The following is a 21,618-nucleotide window of genomic DNA, read 5'->3' as shown; positions in this document are numbered from 1 at the left end:
ATGAGCGCGACGTCGACCTTCACCACCGCCGCGGCCGCCAAGACCATGATCGCTACGGTCACCAACGCCCTGGGCACCGCGGCCAACAAGCTGGCCTCCTTGGGCACCAGCTCCACCGGTCTCGACACCCACCTGACCTTTGTCGGCAAGCTGCAAGACAGCCTGGACGCCGGCGTCGGCAACCTGGTGGACGCCGACCTGGCCAAGGAAAGCGCCAAGCTGCAGTCGCTGCAAACCAAGCAGCAACTGGGCGTGCAGGCGCTGTCGATCGCCAACCAGTCGTCTTCGTCGATCCTGAGCCTGTTCCGATAGGAACGAAGATAGAGGCGGGTCTTCGGGCTCGCCTCCGCCTTTCTCTCGCGCTTCCGCGCTAGGGGAGGGATCACCAGAGGAGCCGCCCTAACCCGGCCGCGATAGGAGTCATGGAAAACAAAGTCGCGTTGACGCCCATTCTATCGGAGTCGTCCACGCCCCCCTCGACTATCGTTCCGACCGTCCCGGGTTTGCCCGCGAGCGGCGTTCTCAAGTCCGCGCCAAAGGAAGCCGCGACCGTGGAAAAGCTGGCCGTGGCCGATGGTCCCCGACCGGGAGATCTTCGCCTGGTGATCGAGCAGGACGCCAAGACCGGCACCTACATCTACAAGACAGTGGATCGGCGGACTGGCGACATCCTGCAGCAGTTCCCGCGCGAAGACGTCCTGCGCTTCAAGCAGGCCGAGCACTACGGCCCGGGCGAGGTTTTTGACGGCCTGACCTGAAGGGTCAAGCCGCCCTCTGTCATGATCGCCGCGACCTGGCGTCGCAGGCGAAACATGGTTTACGCGCGTTAACCATATTCTTACTCCCTGAGCTTCAATCTGACGGCCGACCTGCTCGGCCGCCGAATCGCGTTCCGAGCCCCATTGGCAAGAACCGCCGTTCGGAGACCGTGATGACGCTTAGCGTGAACACCAATCAGCCCGCGCTGATCGCTCTGCAAAACCTCAACAAGACCAATGACGAGATGTCGGGCGTCCAGAGCCGGATCAACACCGGGCTCGCGATTTCCAGCGCCAAGGACAACGCCGCCGTCTGGTCGATCGCTCAGGACCAGCGGGCCGACCGCTCGGCGCTGTCGGCTGTGAAGATGAGCCTGGACCGCGCCACGTCGATCACCGACGTGGCCCTGGCCGCCGGCGAATCGGTCTCCGACTTGCTGACGCAAATGCGTGAAAAGGTGGTCGCGGCCAAGGACACCTCGCTGTCGACCTCGTCGCGCAAGGCCCTGAACGCCGACTTCCAGGGGCTACTGAAGAACCTGACCCAGGTGGTCAACAGCGCCGCTTTCGACGGCGCCAACATTCTCAACGGCAGCGAACCGGCCAATATCACTTTCCTGGCCGACGCCGACGCTGTGGCATCGATCACGCTGAACCTGCAGAACCTGTCGCTGGGTGGGACGATCAATACACTGGCGGCGACCGACAACATCACCACCACGACCTTGGCCGCCTCGGTGCTGACCAAGCTGGACGCCTCGCTGAGCGCTGTGAACCAGGCCGTCGGCTCGATTGGCTCGCAAGCCAAGCAGATCGACGCCCACAATACTTTCATCTCCAAGCTGAACGACGTGCTGGAAAGCGGCGTGGGCAACCTCGTCGATGCCGACATGGCCAAGGAAAGCGCGCGATTGCAGGCGCTTCAGGTCAAGCAACAGCTTGGCGCGCAGGCGCTTTCGATCGCCAACCAGGCTCCGCAGATTATCCTGTCGCTGTTCAAGTAACGGCGGCTAGGCCGACGCTCCGGACAAAGGTAGAGTTGCCGACGGCTCAGTAGGGGGAATCGGCAGGGCATGATCGAGCTTCGCGATCTGACGGACGGCGATGAGGCCGTCCTGTTCCAGTGGCGGGGCGAGCCCGAGGTCGACCGCTGGATGTCCGACGCGGCCTTTCCCAGCCGCGAGGCGCACGCCGCATGGTTCCAGGATCTCCGCACCGATCCCGACATGCGGGGCTGGATGATCGAACGGGCCGGCGCGCCCTCTGGCCTCCTCACCCTGACGGGCCTGCTGAGCCATCATCGCCGGGCCGGCTGGAACTGGTTTCTCGGTTCGGCCGAGGCTCGGGGCAGGGGCGTGGGCCGCGCCGCCCAGGTGTTGGGCCTGGACCGCGCCTTCGGCGAGCTGGGTCTGCACAAGGTGTTTGCCGAGGTCATGGCCGACAACGACGCGGCCCTGAAGGCGCAGGCCGCTTCCGGCTTTCGCCGCGAAGGCTATCTGCGCGGCCACGTGCTGAAGAACGGCGAGCCGCGCGACGTGGTGCTGCTGGGCATACTGGCCGAGGAATGGCGCGAACTGGGCGGCGCTGTGCGTCGCTCACTCGCCGACGCCCACCTGATCGCGGCCTGAATTCATACCTCTTAACGAAACGTAAGTCCTGATCCCCCACAATGAAACCAAGGGGCGTATTGCGCCCGTTGGAACCCGCTGTGATCAGTTTCGATTCCAGTCTGCTGCTCGGATATTACCAGGCGAAGTCCGCTGGTCAGGCCTCGGGGACGTCCGCGACCGGCGTCTCCACGTCTTCCGCCTCCAATACCTCTGGCAAGAAGCCGGTGCCCAGCGCACCCTGGACCGGGAAGGCGGGCGAACCCAGCGGATTGGTCAAGGCCGCGCTGAACGGCCGTAAGTTCGTCGACGAAGGCGCGGCCCTGGCCGCCGCCCCGACGATCACCGGCGACTACAAGAAACTCTTCGCCACCTACCAGGCGCTCAACACCCTGTCGGCGATCGCCAACCGGTCGGGCGAGAAGAATGTCACCGAGAGCGAGATCAAGCGGCTGCAGACGGTGTTCGCCAAGGGCTTGAGCGACGTCAACAGCTACATCCAGAACCTCAGCACCGACGCCATGCGCCTGACGACAGGCGCGGTGATGACCAGTGACAAGTCCAGCGTCGGCGTTCCGAAGAACAATTACGCCTACGTCACCAACACCCTCTACAGCGGCCAGGTCGATGACGAGGTGCCCACTTTCAAGGGCAATGTCAGCTTCACGATGGACGTCAAGAAGTTCGGCGTCACCACGAGCCTGACCATGGATTTGTCGGAGATGGGCGCGACGCCCCGCACGATGTCCAACGTGGTGACCTTTTTCAACAGCAAGCTCGACGCCGCTGGATTTGAAACCACCTTCGCCGTCGAGCGGACGGTGGGGGCCGAGCGGACGACAACCGTCAACGGCCAGAGCGTCAAGTTGCCGCCCACCGGCGACGACTTCGCCCTGCGCATCCGCGGCGATTCGACCGAGGCCCTGACCTTCGCCGCGCCCGCGCCAAAGCCTGCCGTCTACATCACCACGGCGGCTGGCAATCCGGATCCGGACAAGGACACCAAGACCGACGACGCGGTCATCGAAAATACCCTGACCAAGTACGGCCCCGGCACGGCCGGCCAAGTGGGGACCAAGATCTTCTCCGACACGCTGGAAGGCACCGTCTCCACCGTCCACAAGACCATGACCGGGCCCGACGGCTCGCTCTATGTGCTGGCCGATGTCGATGGCGCGACCAGCAGCCAGACGATCAAGGGCGATCAGGACGTCGCGCTGCTGAAATACGATTCCGTCGGCAAGTTGCTCTATGCCCGCACCCTGGGCGCCACCAGCACCGCCATCGGCTACAACATGGCGATCTCCGACACCGGCCAGGTGGCGATCGCCGGCTCGGTCACCGGCAAGCTGTCGGGCGCCGCCGATGGCCCGATCAATTCCGACAGCGCCGGTACGCTGACCGACAGCTTCGTCACGCTCTATAACGCCAAGGGCGATGAGACATGGACGGTCCGTCGTGGCGGCATGCTGGAGGACGAGGCCACCGCCGTGGCCTTCGGCCAGGACGGCGTGGTCTATGTCGGCGGCCGAGCCAAGTCCGACCTGCCGGGTTCGGCCAATGGCGCCACGCAAGGCGGCTATGACAGCTATCTGACCGGATTCGCCGCCGACATCACCGGCGCGCCCAAGGCTCTGTTCACCACCCATTTTGGCGGTGAAAACAACGACACGGTCTCGGGTATCGTCGTCAACGGCACGCAGGTGATTGTCGCCAGCAACGAAGGCAGCGAGGCCATGCTTCGCAGCTTCGACGTCTCCACCAGCATCGTCACGGAAGACCGCACGGCGCTGAATGACAAGGAAGTCTGGGTCACCGCGCCGGTCACCTACACCAAGGCCGCCACTTTCACCGCCGGCGCGACCCGCGACCTGGGCACGCTGCAGGGCGGCAATATCGCCGGCTTGGCGATCGACAACGGCCAGCTCTATATCGGCGGCTCGACCACCAACGGCGCCCTGACGATCAACAACAAGACCGCTGCCGCGTCCGGCGGCTCGGACGGCTTCGCCGCGCGCGTTTCGCTGGACCTGACCAGCACCGCCCAGGACGCCCTGGCCTATTACGGTGGCGCGGGCGACGACACCGTCACCGGCATGGCCGTGTCGAACGGCCAGGTCTGGCTGGTCGGCGCGGCCGGCAAGGACCTCGGCGGCCAGGCGACGGTCGGCGACAAGGACGGCTATGTCGCCCAGTTGGACGTGGCGGCGGGAACGGTCTCCTGGCAGCAGCGCCTGACCGGCAAGGACGGCTACGCCACCCCCACCTCGATCGCGGTCGACGCGTCCGGCGCCAGCAGCCTGGACGCCTTCGGCCTGCCGCGCGGCGTGATGGACTTCACCCAGTCGGACAAGATCGTCTCATCGACCTCGGCGCGGGCAGGCGACACCTTCCAGATCCGCACCCGGGCGCGCGGCGCGCTGACGACGATCAAGATCGACGCCAACGACACCCTCGACACCCTGGCCGACAAGATCCGCAAGGCCTCGGGCTTCGCCGCCAAGGTCGAGTCCGTCAGTTCCGGCAACAGCCGTAGCCTGCGGATCAGCCCGTCTCAGACCACTTCGACGGTCGAAGTCCTGCCCGGCAAGGGCGGCACGGACGTGCTGGAGGCGCTGGGCCTCAAGCCGGGCATCGTGCGCAACACCAAGTCCGACCACGGCCAAACCATCTCGGCCGACGGCAAGGGCCCGATCTACGGCCTGTCGCTGGACACCACCCTGGACCTCAGCGACGACAACGGTCGCAAAGCCGCGTCCGCGGCTATGACCAAGGCCCTGTCGGCCGTGCGCACCGCCTATCGCGAAATGGCTGACACCGCCAACGGGGTGAAGCGCGCCGACGCGACCGCCTCATCGGGCGCGACGACCGGTAAGGTCCCGGCCTATCTGACCGCCCAGGTCGCCAACTATCAGGCCGCCTTGAACCGCCTGACCGGCGGCGGCTAGCGCGAATTCACCGGATCCGAACTGGCTCTTGACCGGTTCCGGGCCGCTTCCATTCGCCTTGGTGCCCCGCCGGACTTGAAAGCGTCATCCTCGCGTCGTAGCCAGGGATCATGGAAGTTCTCAAAGACCGACGCGTGTTGTTCGGCGGCGCCGCCGTGGCTCTGGTGCTGGGCCTCGCCATCGCCTTTGGCGTGATGCATGGCAGCAAGTCCTCGACCGACGATCCCCCCGCCGCCCGCAGTGGCCTGGTCGTCGAGACCGGTCGCGCCGATGAGACCAGACTGGACGCGACCCGCCCGCTGCGTTGCTTTGTCGGCGGTCAGTTCGTCGGCGAGACCACCCTGGCCGAATGCGCCAAGAAGAACGGCGTGGCCACCGGCGCTCTCGACGTCGGCGTCGACGAGACCGGCGCCCTGGCGGCCGCCGACCAGGCCGGCATGGTCCTGACCCCACTGCCGCCGCCCGCCGAGGCCCCGACCCTACCGGCTCCGTCGGCGACCCCCGTCATCCCGATCCCCGCCGCCGCGTCCGGCGCGCCGCTGGCGGTCTGCTGGCGCTATCAAGGCAGCGAATGGCGCAAGCAGCCGGGCGAGATCACGCTCAACGCCTGCGCCCAGCAGCTCTACAGCGGCAAGTGCGAAAGGCCCGGCGGCGCCACCTATGGCCGTTGGGGCGACGAGACACTTCGCCTGGTGCCGGGCCACGTGGAGTCGTCGTCCGACAACCGCAGCTTCCATCCGATCATCGAACAGGGGCCAGGCTGCTCCATCCCGTCCGCGTAGAGAGATTTAAAGACCATGCGCTTGCTTCCCGTCGCCGCTGTCTCCCTGCTCGCCGCCGCCACGCTGCTGTCCGGTTGCGACAAGCGCACCTCCGCGCCGTTCGAGGCCGGGGTCTGTTTCCACGTCGCCGAGCAGAAGGACGGCACGCTGAAGTACAATCCGGTGGCCAGCAACGTTCCCAGCATGGAGCAGTGCGCCGCCGACCTCGAGGGCATGCGCCTGCGCTTCCTGCGCCTGGGCAGCCAGAACCGCGAGCTGACGGGCGCCTATCAGGGCAAGTTCATCTTCGTCCAGAAGGAAGGCATCTATCTGGGCGACACCTATGAGGGCTCGCGGTTCATGTCGCTGGTCCGCACGGGCGATGGCCGTTTGGCCGTGCCGGGCGCCATTCGCGAAGTCCAATAATGCGGGCTGACGCGGCGAGGCGGTGGATAACCCGCCTCGCTCCACAGGAACGTTTGCAGAACAAAGCTTGATTTTGCTTTCAGGAACTCGTTAACGTTCTCCCCAGATTTCGGCGCATAGGGTCGCCGGGCGAAAAACGGGAACTGCGTCCATGGCAGGCAGCGTCAACAAGGTCATCCTGGTGGGAAATCTCGGGGCCGACCCCGAAATCCGCACGCTCAGTTCAGGCGACCGCGTCGCTAACCTGCGTTTGGCCACCTCGGAAAGCTGGCGCGACCGCACCTCGGGCGAGCGCAAGGAGAAGACCGAATGGCACCGCGTGGTGATCTTCAACGATAATCTCGTGAAGGTCGCCGAGAGCTATCTGCGCAAGGGCTCGACGATCTATATCGAGGGCGCGATCCAGACGCGTAAGTGGGCCGACGCTTCGGGCGTCGAGAAATATTCCACCGAGATCGTGTTGCAGAAGTTCCGCGGCGAACTGACCATGCTCGGTGGCAAGGCCGACGGCGCCGGCGCCTCGGGTGGCGGTGACCCGGGCTATGACAGCGGCTACGGCGGCGGCGGCGGTGGTTCGAGCGGCGGCGCGCCGCGCAGCCAGCCCAGCGGCCCGCGCGAGAGCTTCTCGGCCGACTTGGACGACGAAATTCCCTTCTAATTTTCCTCTAGAATCACGTTGTAATAAGTGGCCGCTTCCCATTGGAATCGGCCACTTTTTTATTGCATCTGCCAATTTGTAATAAGTCGACTTAGCGTGGGTAAAACCCACCACGGTCGAGTGTAAATGAAAGGGCTCAACGACCATTTGCGTGTTCGTGCCACAAAGGGGGTGCGAGCGACTCCGGTCGTTCTCGGCCCCGGGCCTAGGCGAGCTTGCGCTGGCTCGGCCGGCGATGAACGTCGCTAGCCGAGCCCAGGTGTGGCAGCTGTCGTCGCCCGCCGGGCGACGCGAGAGGATGTCCGGCTCTGTCCTGGGTGACCATCGGTCAAAACCCCGATCTCGCGGCTGGAGGCTTCAAGGCGCCCGCGTCATCCGGCGGGGTTCACGGGCCTTCGCCGGATCACCAGATTGCGGATTTCAGTCATGTCCTCCATGGCGAACTTGACTCCTTCGCGGCCCAGCCCCGAGTCCTTGACTCCGCCGTACGGCATGTTGTCGACCCGGTAGCTGGGTACGTCGCCGACCAGGATCCCGCCGACTTCCAGCACGTCCCAGGCGCGCATCACCTTGTGGATGTCTCGGCTGAACACGCCTGCCTGGAGGCCATAACGGCTGTCATTGACCTCGCGCAGCGCGTCTTCAAAATCGCTGAAGCGGGATAGCACCGCGACAGGGCCGAACGCCTCCTCGTCCCGGACCTTCAAGCCGGGCCGGACTCCCTCCAGCAGGGTCGCCTGCAGCATCGCGCCTTCACGACCGCCGCCGCAGAGCAGAGTGGCCCCCGCGTCGCGGGCTTCATTGATCCAGCCTTCGAGGCGGCGCGCTTCCTTCTCGTCGATCATCGGGCCGATGAAGACCTTCGGGTCCTGCGGATCGCCAGCGACGAGCACGCGGGTCTTCTCGACGAGGAGGTCGCGCAGGGCGTCGTAGATGTCGTCGTGGATCAGGATGCGCTGCACGCCGATGCAGGACTGGCCTGACTGGTAGAAGGCGCCGAAGATGATCCGGTCGGCGGCGTCCCGCAGGTCGGTGTCGCGGTCGACGATCACCGCCGCGTTGCCGCCCAGTTCCAGCACCACCTTCTTCTTGCCGGCCTTGGCCTTGAGCGCCCAGCCCACCTCGGGCGAGCCGGTGAAGGACAGCAACTTCAAGCGCTCGTCGGTGGTGAACAGGTCGGCCCCGTCGCGGGTGGCGGGCAGGATCGAGAACGCGCCCTTGGGCAGGTCGGTCTCGGCCAGCACCTCGCCAATGATCAGCGCGCCCAGGGGTGTGCGCGAGGCCGGCTTCATCACGAACGGACATCCCACCGCCAGGGCGGGCGCGATCTTGTGAGCCGCCAGATTGAGCGGAAAATTGAACGGCGAGATGAACGAGCACGGCCCGATCGGCACGCGCTTCCACATGCCCTGATAGCCCTTGGCGCGCGGCGAGATGTCCAGCGGCTGGACCTCGCCGGTCATCCGCACCGACTCTTCGGCGGCGATGCGGAAGGTGTCGATGAGCCGGGTCACCTCGCCCCGGGAATCGTTGATCGGCTTGCCCGCTTCCATGCACAGGGCATAGGCCAGTTCGTCGAACCGTTCCTGGAAGCGAGATACGCAATGGGCCAGCACCGCCTGACGTTCATAGGCGGCCATCTCGGCCATGGGCCGGGTCGCCTCGACCGCCGCTGTAATCGCCTTGTCGATGGTCGCCGCGTCGGCCAGCGCGACCCGGGTCGCCACCTGGCCCGAATATTTATCGGTGACCTCCAGATCCTGGTTCGGAGTCTTGGCCTCGTTCGCCAGGTACAGGGGATAGGTCGATTTCAGGGATGGCATGGGTCGCTCCGATGGGTTGGTGCTTAGGTCAACGCTGCAGACCGTCGCCGCGACCCGGACGACATCGTACATTCGGCGGATCTTAACCTAACCGACCCGCCCAGCGTCCAGACTGCATTGTCCTGCTCCGGGTCGCGATCACGGTCAAGATTGTAGGTGCACGGCTTGATGGTCAGGGTGGCGTTGTCGAAGAAGCCGGGCCGCGCCACCGGTCAAGACCCTCGATCCTGTCCTGCTGGTTGGGCTCCTGGTCACCCGGCATCGTTCAGGCCGGCGACCTAGGCGGTCAGCGCGTCGACCACCGTCTCGCACAGCCGGTGGGTCTCCAGCGCGTCCAGCGCCGACAACCGTCGGCCGTCGCGCACCGCGCCGAGGAAGGTGTCGCACAGGTCCTCGAACCCGCGCTGGCGGCCGACCGAGGTCCAGTTTCCGCGTCGGTTCAGGGCCTCGGCCGCGCCCAGTTCGACGACCTGGTCAATGTCGATGATCCGGCGCTTCAAACCGCTACCAGAGACTTCGAGCGTCTCCTCGCTGGCCCCGCTGGCCCGGTTCATGATCCCGATCGCGTCGCGGCCGCCGCCTGATAGCGACAGCATCACGTGCTTGAGCCGGCCGTCGTTGACCTGGCCGCGCACCGAGGCCTGGTCGGCGCCGGGGGCAAGGAACCGCAGGGTGTCGACGACGTGAATATAGTCGTCGAACACCGCCCGGCGCACTTCGTCCAGTGGGCCGGCGCGGTTCTTCTGCATCACCACCAGCGGCAGGCCGAGAGCGGCGGCGTCGCGATAGGCGGGCGCATGGCGGCGGTTGAAACCGACCATCAGCGACACGCCGCGCGTCTCGGCCAAGTCGACGAGCGCCTCGCTATCGGCCGCATTGTCGGCCAGGGGCTTGTCGATCATCGTGGGCACGCCGACCTCCAGAAGGCGGCGGACGATGCCTGGATGGGCGGCGGTGGCGGCGTGGACGAAGGCCGCGTCCAGGCCGTCGGCAAGGGCAGCGTCGAGGTCTGTATGCAAGCGATCCACGCGCCAGGCCGCACCCAACTCCGCCAGGGTCGCGGCGTCGCGCGTGACAAAGGTCAGGGCGACGTCGGCGCGAGGCCCCAGCACGGGCAGGTAGGCCTTCTTGGCGATGTCGCCCAGGCCGATCATGGCGATGCGCAGGGTCATGGCTGGTAGGCGTCCGTGAGCAGGTGGTCGGCGAGGGCGCCAGCGTCCCAGGATTCCGCGCGCGGCGCGAGGAACAAGGGCGTGTCGCCCAGGAACGGCGTCAGGGCCCGAGCCGTCTGGCTCAGGTCCGGCGCGTCCGGGCTTTCGCTCATCACCACGGCGGCCACGCGCGCTCCGGCGCCGCCCAGGGCGACCAGGGCGGTCAAGACGTGGCTGATCGTGCCTAGATAGGAGCCGGCGACCAGCAGCACCGGCGCGCCGAGCGCGCTGATCATGTCGAGATTGGTCTCGTGGTCGGTCAGGGGCGACATTACCCCTCCGGCGCCTTCCACCAGCAACAGGCCGTCGCGGACCTCGGCGGCGCGGGCCAGCGCGTCGATGACCATGTCGTCCAGGATCAGGGTCTGGCCCTCCAACCGGGCGGCGATGTTGGGCGACAGCGGCGCAAGGTAGCGGCGTGGGGCTATGCGGAACACCTCACCGGGCGCGCCCAACGCCGCCGCCAACCGAGCCGGGTCGCTGCCGGCCGCGTCCCTGGGATCGAAGCCGCTGACCACGGGCTTGAACGCGTCGACGCCCGCGCCTCGGGCCTTCAGGGCGCGGATCAGCGCGCAACTCACATAGGTCTTGCCGATGTCGGTGCCGGTTCCAGTGACGAACAAGGCGGGCATCAGCGCGCCTTCACATAGTGGCGCACCAGGTCGGCCAGGCGCGCGATCTCGGCGTCGGGGTGGTCGGCGCTGAAGGCGATGCGCAGGCGGGCCTGCCCGTCCGGCACGGTGGGCGGGCGAATGGCCACCACCAGGAAACCCTCGGCCTCCAGCGCCTGTGAGGCGTCCAGCGCGGCCTCGGCCTCGCCAAGGATCACCGGCACGATGGGGCTGGCGGCCAAGGGCAGGCCCACAGCGGCGGTGAAGGCGCGGGCCTTGGCCAGGGGCAGGGCGGTCAGGGCCGGCTCGGCCTCGATGATGTCCAGCGCCGCCAGGGCGGCGGCGGCGGCGGCGGGCGGCAGGCCAGTGGTGTAGATCAGGGTGCGAGCGCGAGTCTTGATCAGGTCGACCACGGCCTGGGACCCACAGACATAGCCGCCGTAAGAGCCCAGGGCCTTTGAAAGCGTGCCCATCTGGAACGGGATTTGGGCGTCGGGGAACAGGGCGGCCGAGCCGCGACCCTGGGCCAACACGCCCACGCCATGGGCGTCGTCCGACAGAAGCCAGGCGTCATTGGCCTCGCAAACCGCCGACAGCCAGTCGAGCGGGGCGAGGTCGCCGTCCATCGAGAACACCCCGTCGGTGGCGACGATGGCGTGTCGGGCGCTGGCCCGGTGCTGCGCCAGCAGGGCGGCCAGGTGGTCGGTGTCGTTGTGGGCGAAGGGGATGATCCGCGCGCCCGACAACTGGGCCCCGGCCCAGAGACAGGCGTGGGCCAGTTCGTCGATTAATATGAGGTCGCCCGGGCCGGCGAAGGTGGGGATCAGCCCGGCATTGGCAAGATAGCCGGAGCCGAACACCACGCAGGCCTCGGTTCCCTTGAGTCGGGCCAATCGCGTTTCGAGCTGGGACAGCAGCGGATGGTCGCCGGTCACCAGGCGCGAAGCGCCAGCCCCCGCGCCATGGGTCTCGATCGCGGCTCGAGCGGCGGCCTTGACTTGAGGATGGTGCGCCAAACCCAGATAATCGTTGCAGGAAAACGACAGCAGCCGACAGCCGTCGCGCTCTACATAGGCCCCGGTCAGACGCTGGGTAGGCCTCGGGCGGCGCAGCAGGCTGGCGGCTTCCAAGCGGTCCAGCTTGTCGCCGGCATAGGTGTCGAGGCTGTGCATCAGGGTTCCAATTGCGACGCGACGCCGGAGGGCATAGGCAGTGCGCCCCGCCTAAGCAACAGGATCGCGCCATGACCCTCGAAAGCCCAGCCTGGCTGGTCCCATCTTGGCTTGAGAATGGCGCGCCCCATGTCTGGCGGCCCTATTGTCAGATGAAGACCGCGCCGCCGCCGCTGCCGGTGGTGGCGACGCGGGGTTCGCGGTTGATCCTCGACGATGGGCGCGAGCTGGTCGATGGCCTGGCCTCGTGGTGGACGGCCTGCCACGGCTACAACCACCCGCACATCGCCGCCGCCGTCCGCGACCAACTGGAGCGCATGCCGCACATAATGTTCGGCGGCCTGGCGCATGAGCCGGCCTATCGCTTGGCCAAGCGGTTGGCCGATCTGCTCCCTGGCGATCTGAACCACGCCTTCTTCGCGGAGTCCGGCTCGGTGGCGGTCGAGATCGCCATGAAGATGGCGTTGCAGTTCCATATCAATCGCGGCGTCGGTGGCCGCACGCGGTTCCTGTCGTTCCGGGGCGGCTATCATGGCGACACCCTGGCGACCATGACAGTCTGCGATCCCGAGGAGGGCATGCACAGCCTGTTCGCGGGTGTCATGCCTAGTCAGGTGATCGCCGATTTGCCGGTGGACGCCGCCTCCGAAGCCGTCCTCGACGCCCTGCTGGCCCAGCGGAGCGGGGAGATCGCCGCGATCCTGACTGAGCCGCTGGTCCAGGGCGCGGGCGGCATGCTGTTCCACGACCCCGAAGTGCTGCGCCGCCTGCGCCGCCTGGCCGACAAGCATGGCGTGCTGCTGATCTTCGACGAGATCTTCACTGGCTTTGGCCGCACGGGAGAGCTCTTCGCCATGCAGGCAGCGGGGATCGAGCCGGACATCGTCACCCTGTCCAAGGCCTTGACCGGCGGGACCCTGCCGCTGTCGGTGGCTATCGCTTCGACCAAGGTGTTCAAGGCCTTCTGGTCCGACGACCCCGGCGCCGCCCTGATGCACGGGCCGACCTATATGGGCAACGCCCTGGCCTGCGCCGCCGCCAACGCCTCGCTCGACCTGTTCGAGGACGGCGCCTGGCGGGCCGACGTCGCGCGGGTCTCTGCGGCCCTGGCCGAGGGACTGGAGCCCTGCCGCACCGCGCCGGGCGTGGTCGACGTTCGGGTGCTGGGCGCGATCGGCGTGGTGGAGTTCGACCAGCCGGTGGCGGTCGGCGCCCTGTGCGAGGCCTTCGCCGCCGAGGGCGCCTGGATCCGGCCGATGGGAAAGGTCATCTATCTGACCCCGGCCTTCACAACGCCCGATGCCGACCTGGCGCTCCTCACCGCAGCAATCCGCAAGGTCGTGGGCGCCGGCGGGGTTGAAGGAAGCGGCGGGGTCTGATCCAAGCGGCGCCATGTCCTCCACCAGCCCCCAGAGCGGACCTCTTAGCGGCCTCGAGCGCCTGGCGATCCTGGCCATCATCCTGGTCTGGGGCCTGAACAACTGCGCCGCCAAGGTGGCGACGGCGGAGCTTCCGCCGATGATGGTCGGCGCGCTGCGGTTTGGCCTGGCTCTGGCCTTCCTGTTTCCGTTCCTCAAGCCGCCGTTCCCGTGGTCCCGGCGATTGGTGGCGATCTGCCTGCTGTCGGGACCAATCCATTTCGGCCTGATCTACATCGCCTTCGGCATGGCCAAGTCGCTGAGCCCACTGGTGGTGGCCACCCAACTGTGGATCCCATTCACGGCGCTGTTCGCCTGGAGGATGCTGGGCGAGAGCATGAGGCCGTTGGCGATCGCCGGCCTCGTCGTGGCCTTTGGCGGGGTGGCCTGGATGAGCCTGGACCCGCATGGCGCGGCCGACCTGCCGGCCATCGGCCTGTCCATTATCACCAGCGCCTGCTGGGCCCTGGCCACCGTGCTGGTGCGCCAGACTCCCGGCGCGCCGCCGCTGAAGGTCCAGGCCCTGACCGCCGCCATCGCCGCGCCGGTGCTGCTGGCGCTGTCGTTCGGCTTCGAGCCCCATGTGGTGGAGCGCGTCCAAGCCGCGACGCCCATCGCCTGGGCCTGCGTGGCCTTCGCCGGGGTCGTCTCGACCATCGGGGCCAGCGCCCTGCTGTTCTGGCTGGTCCAGCGCCGCGAGGCCGGGCGGGTGACGCCCTATTTCCTGCTGACGCCCTTGGTGTCGTGCACCATCGGCGTGGCGTTCATGGGCGACAGGCTGACGGCTCAGTTGGTGATCGGGGCCGCCGCGACCATGGCCGGCGTGGCGCTGGTGGCCCTGACAGCGAAGAAGGTGGTCCCGGCCGAGGGCGAGGCGACCTAGCAGCGCCGTGGAAGCGGACGGGGACGCGCGCCTGCGCGCGTCCCCGATCCCGTTAGCCCTACTTCACCACCCCGCACGCCACCCGCGCCCCGGCCCCGCCGATCGGCTGGGTCTTGTAGTCGTCGGGGCTGGCATGGACGACGATGGACGAGCCGTCGGCGTCGAGCAGGGCCGGGCGGCCGCCGGCGCCGTTCAGCGACACCAGCGGCGAGAACAGCTCGGCGGTCGCCGAACCGTCGGCGGCGGCGAACAGGTTGGGCAGGTCGCCGTTGTCGTTGCCGGCGGGGTTCAGCAGGCCGTGAACCACGGCGGTGGTCGTATGGACATGGGCGCCGGCCGACTTGAAGTCCGGCGCTCCGCAGTCGCCCTTCTCGTGGAAGTGCAGGCCGTGCCAGCCCGGCGTCAGGCCCTTGGCCTCGATGCGCAGCAGCACGCCGTGCGGGGCCTCGGTCAGGGTGGCGGTTCCGAGCGTCTTGCCGTCGGCGCCCTTCAGCTCGGCGGTGGCGGCCTGAGCGATGGAAGCATGGGCCGCAGTCGCGGCGGCGATCAGGCCGAACGACAGGGCGAGGGCGGTCAAACGCATGGGAAACTCCTGGAAAGGACCCAAGGGACATGGGGGCTGGGGCCGCGAAGGTGGCGTCTTGATGATGGGAATGCTAACTGTTTCTGACGGTTCCGTGTTCGATTCTGACGGCGAAAAATCCCCTTGAGCGATGATCAAAACACTATCCCCGGCGCACCGGCTTCTCCGGCTGCCCGTGGGGACGTAATTCCCATCAATATCGAGGACGAACTGCGCCGTTCGTATCTCGACTATGCGATGAGCGTGATCGTCAGCCGAGCGTTGCCGGACGCGCGCGATGGCCTCAAGCCGGTTCACCGCCGCGTTCTGTTCTCGATGCACGAGCAGGGCCAGACGCCCGAGCGTTCGTACGTGAAATCGGCCCGGGTGGTCGGCGACGTGATGGGCAAGTATCACCCGCACGGCGACGCCTCGATCTACTTCACCCTCGTCCGCATGACTCAGTCGTTCTCGATGGGCCTGGTGCTGATCGACGGCCAGGGCAACTTCGGTTCGGTCGATGGCGATATGCCAGCGGCCATGCGCTACACCGAGTGCCGCATGGCGCCGCCGGCCATGTCGCTGCTGGCCGACCTCGACAAGAACACGGTCGACTTCCAGGACAATTACGACGGCAAGGAGCAGGAACCCGTCGTCCTGCCGTCGCGGATCCCCAACCTGCTGGTCAACGGCGCGGGCGGCATCGCCGTCGGCATGGCCACCAATATCCCGCCCCATAATCTGGGCGAGATCATCGACGCCTGCCTGCTGATGGTCGACGATCCCAACGTCACCACCGACCAACTGCTCGACATCGTTCCCGGCCCCGATTTCCCGACCGGCGGTGAGATCATCGGCCGGGCCGGTCCGCGCCAGGCGCTGCTGACCGGCCGCGGCTCGGTGATCATGCGCGGCCTGGCCACCGTGGAAGAGATCCGCGCCGGCCGTGAAGCCATCATCATCACCGCCATCCCCTACCAGGTGAACAAGGCCAATCTGGTCGAGTACATCGCCGAAATGGTGCGCGACAAGCGCATCGAGGGCGTGTCGGACATCCGTGACGAGTCCAATCGCGACGGCATGCGCATCGTCGTCGAGCTGAAGCGCGATGCCTCGGGCGAGGTGATCCTCAACCAGCTCTACCGCTTCACGGCGCTGCAAAGCTCGTTCGGCGTCAACATGCTGGCCCTGAACAGGGGGCGGCCCTCGCAGATGGGCTTGCGCGAACTGATCGAGATCTTCGTCAATTTCCGCGAAGAGGTCGTGGTTCGCCGCACCAAGTTCGAGCTGGGCAAGGCGCGCGATCGCGGCCACGTGTTGGTGGGCCTGACCATCGCCGTCGCCAATATCGACGAGTTCATCCACATCATCCGCTCGTCCAAGGATCCGACCGAGGCGCGCGAGCGCCTGGTGGCCAAGGCCTGGCCAGCCGGAGACATGCTGCCGCTGGTCGAGTTGATCGCCGACCCGCGCACCCTGCAGGACGAGGGCGGCCTGATCCGCCTGACCGACGAGCAGGCCCGCGCCATCCTGGCCCTGACCCTGTCTCGCCTGACGGGCCTCGGTCGTGACGAGATCGGCGCCGAGGCCGCCACCCTGTCCGAAGCCATTCGGGACTACCTGGACCTGCTGTCGGACCGAGCCAACATCATGGCCGTGGTCCGCGAGGAACTGGTCGAGGTGCGCGAAAAGTTCGCCATCCCGCGCCGTTGCGTGATCGTCGACGGCGACGCCGACGTGGAGGACGAAGACCTGATCGTCCGCGAGGACATGGTCATCACCGTCACCCTGGGCGGCTACGTCAAGCGCACCCCGCTGGCCGCCTATCGCACCCAGCATCGCGGCGGCAAGGGCAAGTCGGGCATGGCCACCAAGACCGAGGACGCGGTCACCCGCGTGTTCTCGGCCTCGACCCATTCGCCGCTGCTGTTCTTCACCTCGGGCGGCAAGGTCTACAAGATGAAGGTCTGGCGCCTGCCGCAGGGCGTCGCCAACAGCCGGGGCAAGGCCTTCGTCAACCTGCTGCCGATCGAGCCAGGCGAGACCATCACCTCGATCCTGACCCTGCCCGAGGACGAGGCCACCTGGGACGGCCTGGACGTGATGTTCGCCACCCGCTCGGGCAGCGTGCGTCGCAACAAGCTCAGCGACTTCGTCGACGTTCGCCGCAACGGCAAGATCGCCATGAAGCTCGATGAAGGCGACGGCATCATTGGCGTGGCCGTCTGCGACAGCAGCAAGGACATCCTGCTGAACACCGCCGCCGGTCGCTGCATCCGCTTCTCGACCGACGAGGTGCGGGTGTTCGCCAGCCGCGACTCCACGGGCGTGCGCGGCGTGCGCCTGGCCAAGGACGACAGCGTCATCTCGATGAGCGTGCTGCGCAATGTCGACGCCACCCCGGCCGAGCGCGCCGCCTATCTCAAGCATCAGCGCGCCATGGCCCGGGCCATGGGCGAGGAGGGCGAAGACGCCCCGGCGGCGGCTGAAGAGAGCGAGGAAGACGTCGGCGAGGCCAGCCTGACCCCCGAACGCATCGCCGAACTGGGCGCGGCCGAGGAAATCCTGCTGACCATCTCCAGCGAAGGCTTCGGCAAGCGCACCAGCGCCTATGACTATCGCCGAACCGGTCGCGGCGGCCAGGGCCTGACGGCCCAGGACCTGTCCAAGCGCGGCGGCAAGCTGGTGGGCTCGTTCCCGGTTGACGAGACCGACCAGGTCCTGTTGGTCACCGACGCCGGCCAGCTGATCCGCGTGAAGGTTTCGCAAATTCGGGTTGCGGCGCGGAATACTCAAGGCGTAACCATCTTCCGCACGGCGAAGGATGAGCACGTCGTCAGCGTCGAGCGCCTGGCCGAAACCGGCGACGACGATGTGACGGGCGACGAAAACGCGACGGACCAGATCTCGTAGCGCGCAGAGGCGGGCCGATGGTCCCGAGGGCAGGGGCCAAAGGCCCAGAAGGTTAGGGGAAAGTATGCGGATCGGACTCTATCCGGGCACCTTCGACCCGGTCACCAACGGCCATCTCGACATCATTGGTCGGGCGGTCAAGCTGGTCGACAAGCTGGTGATCGGCGTGGCGGTGAACATCGGCAAGGGGCCGCTGTTTTCCCTCGAAGAACGGGTCGCCACGCTGGAGCGCGAAACCGCGCACCTGACGCGTATCGCGCAGATCGAGGTTCGGCCGTTCGACACCCTGCTGATGTATTTCGCCCGTGAGGTCGGGGCCCAGATGATCGTGCGGGGCCTGCGGGCCGTGGCCGACTTCGAATACGAATTCCAGATGACGGCGATGAACCAGCAGCTCGATCGCGAGATCGAGACCGTGTTCCTGATGGCCGACCCGCGCCATCAGGCCATCGCCTCGCGCCTGGTCAAAGAGATCGCGGCCCTGGGCGGCGACGTGCACAAGTTCGTCCCGCCGGGCGTGGCCGAGCAACTGTTGGCGAAGCTGGCGAAATAGGGCGGCGGGGCCGAGGTCCGGTTACTGGGCGTAGGCGGAGTCTGTTTTCGACCCCTGAGCGGACCAAAGGAATCCCTCTCTCTTCGAGAGAGGGCGGGGCCCGCCGCGCAGCGGTGGGAGGGTGAGAGGTTACACCCTGTCTGATCGGAGCACGGCCAGGATGTCGTCCGCCGTGCCGCCGGGATCAGCCAGGACACGCTCGTTGTTGAATCTCAGAACCAGGTATCCGAACAGCTCAAGCGTCTGGGTGCGACGGGAGTCGTAACCCTCGCGTCCCGCGTGGGCGGCGCCGTCCAACTCGATGATGAGCTTGGCGGACTCGCAAACAAAGTCCGCGAAATAGCGGTCGATCGAGACCTGTCGCAGAAACTTGAACCCACCCAGCCGGCGGTTTCGGACAAGTTTCCACATGACCTTTTCGGCCAAGGTCTGGTTTTGGCGAAGACGACGGACGGTGGCGGTCGCATCCATGACGACAGCTTGAGCGGAGGCGTTGGGCGAGTTCAACGAGAGAAATCGGGATTTCCGGATGCGGTGAAACCTCTCACCCTCCCACCGCTTCGCGGCGGGCCCCTCCCTCTCTCAAAGAGAGAGGGGTTCAGGACGACCGACCTCCACCCTTCTCTGACTTTCGGAATGTCTGCTTCCTGGCGAACGCCCGCATCCGCCCCGGATGCGGCCACGCCTTAAAGCCTTGGTGGATCGGCGCTCTGGCGTCTGACGATGTCAAGGACCGCCTCTGGCGGCCGCGTCGCGGCGGCGCGACGCGCCGTCCTTGACATCGTCAGACGCCAGAGCAAGCTCGCCATCAAGGTTTCAAGGCGCGGCCTCGCCGTTGCGGGCGGTTGGGTAAGGGGCCCGAACTTCTTCCATTTCAGAACCGTCATCCCGGGCCTTGTGCCCGGGATGACGGTTGAAAGGTGGGTTGGAAAAGCGGGCTCACGGGGATAGAGCGCCCTCCATCCCCATAATCACTCACCCCAAACCCCAACAAATTCAACGCCCTATAAAATAATCAGCGTCACGACCGCTGGCGCGCCCACAACCGCCTCATACTAACCCCGTCTCCGTCGCGGAGGAGGGCGCTTGGTACCGACCCGAAGCGGCGATGGAGATGGAACCGAGCGGGGCCGTGCAGGGCCACGCGCGAGGCAGGCATGGGTCTGGAGAAATCCGGGACCCAACGAAACCTCGCCGGGATCTGCGCGGGTCGACGGGGCCGGGAGTCAAACCGGTCTGTTCCAGGATCTGTCGGAGTCGCTGACGGCCCCTTCCGGGTGACTTTGATCCTGCCCGTCCGAGGGGGAACGTCGATCGGGATGAAACAAGCCCTCAATCGCCGTCCCTCGAGACAAACGGTTTCGCGGAGCGGTCGGTCCACGCCGAAACGCAAACTCTAAACCCACGGTCATCCGGGCTTGGCCCGGCCGCTCCGCGCCTCCTCACCCCTTCAGCGGCCGTCCGCGTGAGACGGCGACGCCGTGCGCCGGAAACTCGCCGGAATCTTCGGCTCTAACCCGCTGCTACTTGTCGTTCGCGTCGCGGCGTTCTACGCCGTCAGCACCAGTCTTTCGGGGATATCCATGAAGCTAGCGTCCCTCGCCGCCGTCATGGCGCTTACTGCGGCTTCCGCCGCCAGCGCCCAAGCGGCTTCCGACTGGCGGACGCCCGATCCGGACAATGTGCTGGTGGTCGACACCAACAAGGGCCGGATCGTCGTCGAGCTGGTCCCGGAGGCCGCCCCCGCCCACGTGGCCCGGGTGCGGGGGCTTGCCAAGGCGCATTTCTACGACGGCCTGACCTTCTTCCGGGTCATCGACAGCTTCATGGACCAGACGGGCGATCCCAAGAACGACGGCACCGGTGGCTCGGACCAGCCGAACCTGACGGCCGAGTTCACCTTCCGGCGCGGCGCCGGTTACGCGCCGCAGGGCAAGGCCGGGCCGGCCGAGATCGGCTTCGTCGGGCCCTTGCCGGTCTGGAGCCAGAACAGCGCCCTGGCGGCCATGACCGCCGACGGCAAGGTGGCCGCCTGGGGCGCCTTCTGTCCCGGCGTGCTGGGCATGGCCCGGGCCGGCGATCCCGACAGCGCTAACAGCCAGTTCTTCTTCATGCGACAGACCAACGCCTCGCTGGACAAGACCTATACCGCCTTCGGCCGCGCCCTGAACGGGCTCGAGGCCATCCGCGCCATCAAGGTGGGCGAGCCGGTGGCCGCCCCGCAGGACAGCATGACCACCGTGCGCGTGCTGTCCGACATCCCCGCCGCCCAGCGGCCTAACGTCCAGGTGATGGACACCGCCGGCCCGGCCTTCAAGGCCCTTGTCGATAAGCGCCGTGTCGAACTGGGCGGGGCCTTTACCCCCTGCGACGTGACTATTCCGGTGCAGGTAAAATGATGCGCGCGCCGATCGCCGCCCTCGCGGTTCTGCTGGCCTTCGGTGCGGCCCAAGCCGCGCCGAAGGGGGCCGCGCCCAAGGTCGCGGCTCCGAAAGCCTCCGACTGGCGCACGCCGGCCGCCGACACCGTGGTGGTGATCGACACCACCAGGGGCCGGATCGTCCTCGAACTGATCCCCGAGGTCGCCCCCGCCCACGTGGCGCGCTTCCAGGAGCTGACCCGCGAAGGGGTCTATGACGGCCGCACCTTCTTCCGGGTCATCGACCGGTTCATGGCCCAGACTGGCGATCCGGACGATACGGGAGAGGGCAGCACGAAAAAGCCCAACCTCAAGGCCGAGTTCACCTTCCGCCGCGACGCCAAGACGCCCTTCGCCGTGGTGGCCGCGCCGGCCGGCACGGAGGTGGGGCTGCTCAGGTCGCTGCCCGTGGTCAGCCAGGCCGCGACCTGGTCCGACGCCACGCCCGACAAGAAGGTCTCGGCCTGGGGGACCTATTGCCCCGGCGTGGTTGGCGAAGCGCGCGACGAGGCGCCGGATTCGGCCAACAGCCAGTTCTTCCTGATGCGCCAGCCCTACCCGTCGCTCGACAAGCGCTACACCGCCTTTGGCCGGGTGCTGTCGGGCCTGGAGGTGGTGCTGGCTATCAAGACCGGAGAACCGGTCGCCAAGCCGCAGGACGCCATGCTGAAGGTGCGGCTGCTGTCGGACATCCCGGTGGCCGAGCGGCCCACCGTGCGCGTGGTCGACACCGCCAGCGCCTGGTTCAAGGGCGAGGTGGCCCGCAAGCGGGCCAGCCGGGGCGCGGACTTCTCGGTCTGCGACATCGACCTGCCGGCCGAGGTGAAATAGGACGAGGCGTCCGTGGATCGCATCCCGGCGGTTTCTTGTTTACATCGCACGGGCTAGAAGCTCT

The 21,618-nt window shown here is 67.0% G+C and carries 20 protein-coding genes; 14 read left to right on the top strand and 6 right to left on the bottom strand.

Translation table 11 applies throughout. From position 1 onward, the window contains the following. The 8 genes from ACP7AG_RS09150 to ssb all read left to right on the top strand — a co-directional run. Window positions 1-312 (top strand): flagellin (locus ACP7AG_RS09150; RefSeq protein ID WP_426030600.1); only part of this gene is annotated, 312 nt, incomplete at its 5' end. A gap of 239 nt (window positions 313-551) precedes the next feature. After that, on the top strand, window positions 552-758 hold the full coding sequence (locus ACP7AG_RS09145) for a hypothetical protein (protein WP_426012107.1): 207 nt from the start codon (window positions 552-554) through the stop codon (window positions 756-758). 173 nt (window positions 759-931) lie between these two features. Further along, window positions 932-1,762 carry a flagellin gene (locus ACP7AG_RS09140; protein WP_426012105.1) on the top strand — a complete coding sequence of 277 codons (831 nt, stop codon included), beginning with the start codon at window positions 932-934 and terminating at the stop codon, window positions 1,760-1,762. Window positions 1,763-1,831: 69 nt separating this feature from the next. Continuing rightward, a complete protein-coding gene (gene pseH, locus ACP7AG_RS09135; protein WP_426012103.1) occupies window positions 1,832-2,386 on the top strand; it encodes a UDP-4-amino-4,6-dideoxy-N-acetyl-beta-L-altrosamine N-acetyltransferase in 555 nt (184 codons plus the stop codon). Between the two features lie 80 nt (window positions 2,387-2,466). Further along, window positions 2,467-5,313, top strand: a complete 2,847-nt coding sequence (locus tag ACP7AG_RS09130; protein ID WP_426030599.1) for a hypothetical protein — start codon at window positions 2,467-2,469, stop codon at window positions 5,311-5,313. Between the two features lie 110 nt (window positions 5,314-5,423). Further along, a complete protein-coding gene (locus ACP7AG_RS09125) occupies window positions 5,424-6,095 on the top strand; it encodes a hypothetical protein (protein ID WP_426030598.1) in 672 nt (223 codons plus the stop codon). Between the two features lie 15 nt (window positions 6,096-6,110). Further along, window positions 6,111-6,500 carry a hypothetical protein gene (locus ACP7AG_RS09120; protein WP_426012097.1) on the top strand — a complete coding sequence of 130 codons (390 nt, stop codon included), beginning with the start codon at window positions 6,111-6,113 and terminating at the stop codon, window positions 6,498-6,500. A 151-nt stretch (window positions 6,501-6,651) separates the two neighbouring features. Then, window positions 6,652-7,158: a single-stranded DNA-binding protein gene (ssb, locus tag ACP7AG_RS09115; RefSeq protein ID WP_426012096.1), complete on the top strand. Its 507-nt coding sequence runs from the start codon at window positions 6,652-6,654 to the stop codon at window positions 7,156-7,158. Window positions 7,159-7,529: 371 nt separating this feature from the next. Here ssb and ACP7AG_RS09110 read toward each other — a convergent pair whose 3' ends face one another. From ACP7AG_RS09110 to bioF, 4 genes are all read right to left on the bottom strand, one after another. Continuing rightward, window positions 7,530-8,981 (bottom strand): aldehyde dehydrogenase family protein, encoded by a 1,452-nt coding sequence (locus ACP7AG_RS09110; protein WP_426030597.1) that lies wholly within the window; start codon window positions 8,979-8,981, stop codon window positions 7,530-7,532. A gap of 278 nt (window positions 8,982-9,259) precedes the next feature. Then, window positions 9,260-10,153: a Gfo/Idh/MocA family protein gene (locus ACP7AG_RS09105; protein ID WP_426030596.1), complete on the bottom strand. Its 894-nt coding sequence runs from the start codon at window positions 10,151-10,153 to the stop codon at window positions 9,260-9,262. Then, window positions 10,150-10,824 carry a dethiobiotin synthase gene (gene bioD, locus ACP7AG_RS09100; RefSeq protein WP_426030595.1) on the bottom strand — a complete coding sequence of 225 codons (675 nt, stop codon included), beginning with the start codon at window positions 10,822-10,824 and terminating at the stop codon, window positions 10,150-10,152. The genes ACP7AG_RS09105 and bioD overlap by 4 nt, the downstream gene beginning before the upstream one ends. After that, window positions 10,824-11,975: an 8-amino-7-oxononanoate synthase gene (gene bioF / locus ACP7AG_RS09095; RefSeq protein WP_426030594.1), complete on the bottom strand. Its 1,152-nt coding sequence runs from the start codon at window positions 11,973-11,975 to the stop codon at window positions 10,824-10,826. The genes bioD and bioF overlap by 1 nt, the downstream gene beginning before the upstream one ends. Before the next feature lie 71 nt (window positions 11,976-12,046). Between bioF and ACP7AG_RS09090 the strand changes: the two genes are divergently transcribed. Both ACP7AG_RS09090 and ACP7AG_RS09085 read left to right on the top strand, forming a co-directional pair. Continuing rightward, complete coding sequence (locus ACP7AG_RS09090) at window positions 12,047-13,354, top strand: adenosylmethionine--8-amino-7-oxononanoate transaminase (RefSeq protein WP_426030593.1); 1,308 nt, start codon at window positions 12,047-12,049, stop codon at window positions 13,352-13,354. A 13-nt stretch (window positions 13,355-13,367) separates the two neighbouring features. After that, complete coding sequence (locus ACP7AG_RS09085; protein ID WP_426030592.1) at window positions 13,368-14,276, top strand: DMT family transporter; 909 nt, start codon at window positions 13,368-13,370, stop codon at window positions 14,274-14,276. A 58-nt stretch (window positions 14,277-14,334) separates the two neighbouring features. On the opposite strand, the gene sodC is transcribed toward ACP7AG_RS09085, so the two are convergent. Then, window positions 14,335-14,859: a superoxide dismutase[Cu-Zn] gene (gene sodC / locus ACP7AG_RS09080; protein WP_426030591.1), complete on the bottom strand. Its 525-nt coding sequence runs from the start codon at window positions 14,857-14,859 to the stop codon at window positions 14,335-14,337. Window positions 14,860-14,982: 123 nt separating this feature from the next. On the opposite strand from sodC, the gene gyrA reads away from it, so the two are divergent. Both gyrA and coaD read left to right on the top strand, forming a co-directional pair. Beyond that, window positions 14,983-17,751, top strand: coding sequence for a DNA gyrase subunit A (gene gyrA, locus ACP7AG_RS09075; protein WP_426030590.1), 2,769 nt, complete (start codon window positions 14,983-14,985; stop codon window positions 17,749-17,751). A 64-nt stretch (window positions 17,752-17,815) separates the two neighbouring features. After that, the gene (gene coaD, locus ACP7AG_RS09070; protein ID WP_426012077.1) at window positions 17,816-18,304 is read left to right on the top strand and encodes a pantetheine-phosphate adenylyltransferase; all 489 of its coding nucleotides are present in this window, start codon (window positions 17,816-17,818) and stop codon (window positions 18,302-18,304) included. A 129-nt stretch (window positions 18,305-18,433) separates the two neighbouring features. Here the strand turns inward: coaD and ACP7AG_RS09065 are convergent, their stop codons facing one another. After that, window positions 18,434-18,775 carry an endonuclease domain-containing protein gene (locus ACP7AG_RS09065; RefSeq protein WP_426010410.1) on the bottom strand — a complete coding sequence of 114 codons (342 nt, stop codon included), beginning with the start codon at window positions 18,773-18,775 and terminating at the stop codon, window positions 18,434-18,436. 1,112 nt (window positions 18,776-19,887) lie between these two features. Here ACP7AG_RS09065 and ACP7AG_RS09060 point away from each other — a divergent pair. Together ACP7AG_RS09060 and ACP7AG_RS09055 are read left to right on the top strand one after the other, a co-directional pair. Further along, window positions 19,888-20,703 carry a peptidylprolyl isomerase gene (locus ACP7AG_RS09060; RefSeq protein ID WP_426030589.1) on the top strand — a complete coding sequence of 272 codons (816 nt, stop codon included), beginning with the start codon at window positions 19,888-19,890 and terminating at the stop codon, window positions 20,701-20,703. Further along, window positions 20,700-21,554: a peptidylprolyl isomerase gene (locus ACP7AG_RS09055; RefSeq protein WP_426030588.1), complete on the top strand. Its 855-nt coding sequence runs from the start codon at window positions 20,700-20,702 to the stop codon at window positions 21,552-21,554. Before ACP7AG_RS09060 ends, ACP7AG_RS09055 begins: the two co-directional genes overlap by 4 nt. Window positions 21,555-21,618 lie beyond the last annotated feature (64 nt).

The organism is Caulobacter sp. DWP3-1-3b2 (assembly GCF_049896325.1).
Lineage (GTDB): Bacteria > Pseudomonadota > Alphaproteobacteria > Caulobacterales > Caulobacteraceae > Caulobacter.
Note: the sequence above shows the minus strand (reverse complement) of the source record. Positions and strands in the feature narration are given on the sequence as shown.

Excerpts from the sequence above, each read along its gene's own strand:
- ACP7AG_RS09140 (WP_426012105.1), top strand. The coding sequence starts at position 932 with ATGACGCTTAGCGTGAACACCAATCAGCCCGCGCTGATCGCTCTGCAA.
- pseH (WP_426012103.1), top strand. The coding sequence starts at position 1,832 with ATGATCGAGCTTCGCGATCTGACGGACGGCGATGAGGCCGTCCTGTTC.
- ACP7AG_RS09125 (WP_426030598.1), top strand. The coding sequence starts at position 5,424 with ATGGAAGTTCTCAAAGACCGACGCGTGTTGTTCGGCGGCGCCGCCGTG.
- ACP7AG_RS09120 (WP_426012097.1), top strand. The coding sequence starts at position 6,111 with ATGCGCTTGCTTCCCGTCGCCGCTGTCTCCCTGCTCGCCGCCGCCACG.
- ssb (WP_426012096.1), top strand. The coding sequence starts at position 6,652 with ATGGCAGGCAGCGTCAACAAGGTCATCCTGGTGGGAAATCTCGGGGCC.
- ACP7AG_RS09110 (WP_426030597.1), bottom strand. The coding sequence starts at position 8,981 with ATGCCATCCCTGAAATCGACCTATCCCCTGTACCTGGCGAACGAGGCC.
- ACP7AG_RS09105 (WP_426030596.1), bottom strand. The coding sequence starts at position 10,153 with ATGACCCTGCGCATCGCCATGATCGGCCTGGGCGACATCGCCAAGAAG.
- bioD (WP_426030595.1), bottom strand. The coding sequence starts at position 10,824 with ATGCCCGCCTTGTTCGTCACTGGAACCGGCACCGACATCGGCAAGACC.
- bioF (WP_426030594.1), bottom strand. The coding sequence starts at position 11,975 with ATGCACAGCCTCGACACCTATGCCGGCGACAAGCTGGACCGCTTGGAA.
- ACP7AG_RS09090 (WP_426030593.1), top strand. The coding sequence starts at position 12,047 with ATGACCCTCGAAAGCCCAGCCTGGCTGGTCCCATCTTGGCTTGAGAAT.
- ACP7AG_RS09085 (WP_426030592.1), top strand. The coding sequence starts at position 13,368 with ATGTCCTCCACCAGCCCCCAGAGCGGACCTCTTAGCGGCCTCGAGCGC.
- sodC (WP_426030591.1), bottom strand. The coding sequence starts at position 14,859 with ATGCGTTTGACCGCCCTCGCCCTGTCGTTCGGCCTGATCGCCGCCGCG.
- coaD (WP_426012077.1), top strand. The coding sequence starts at position 17,816 with ATGCGGATCGGACTCTATCCGGGCACCTTCGACCCGGTCACCAACGGC.
- ACP7AG_RS09065 (WP_426010410.1), bottom strand. The coding sequence starts at position 18,775 with ATGGATGCGACCGCCACCGTCCGTCGTCTTCGCCAAAACCAGACCTTG.
- ACP7AG_RS09060 (WP_426030589.1), top strand. The coding sequence starts at position 19,888 with ATGAAGCTAGCGTCCCTCGCCGCCGTCATGGCGCTTACTGCGGCTTCC.
- ACP7AG_RS09055 (WP_426030588.1), top strand. The coding sequence starts at position 20,700 with ATGATGCGCGCGCCGATCGCCGCCCTCGCGGTTCTGCTGGCCTTCGGT.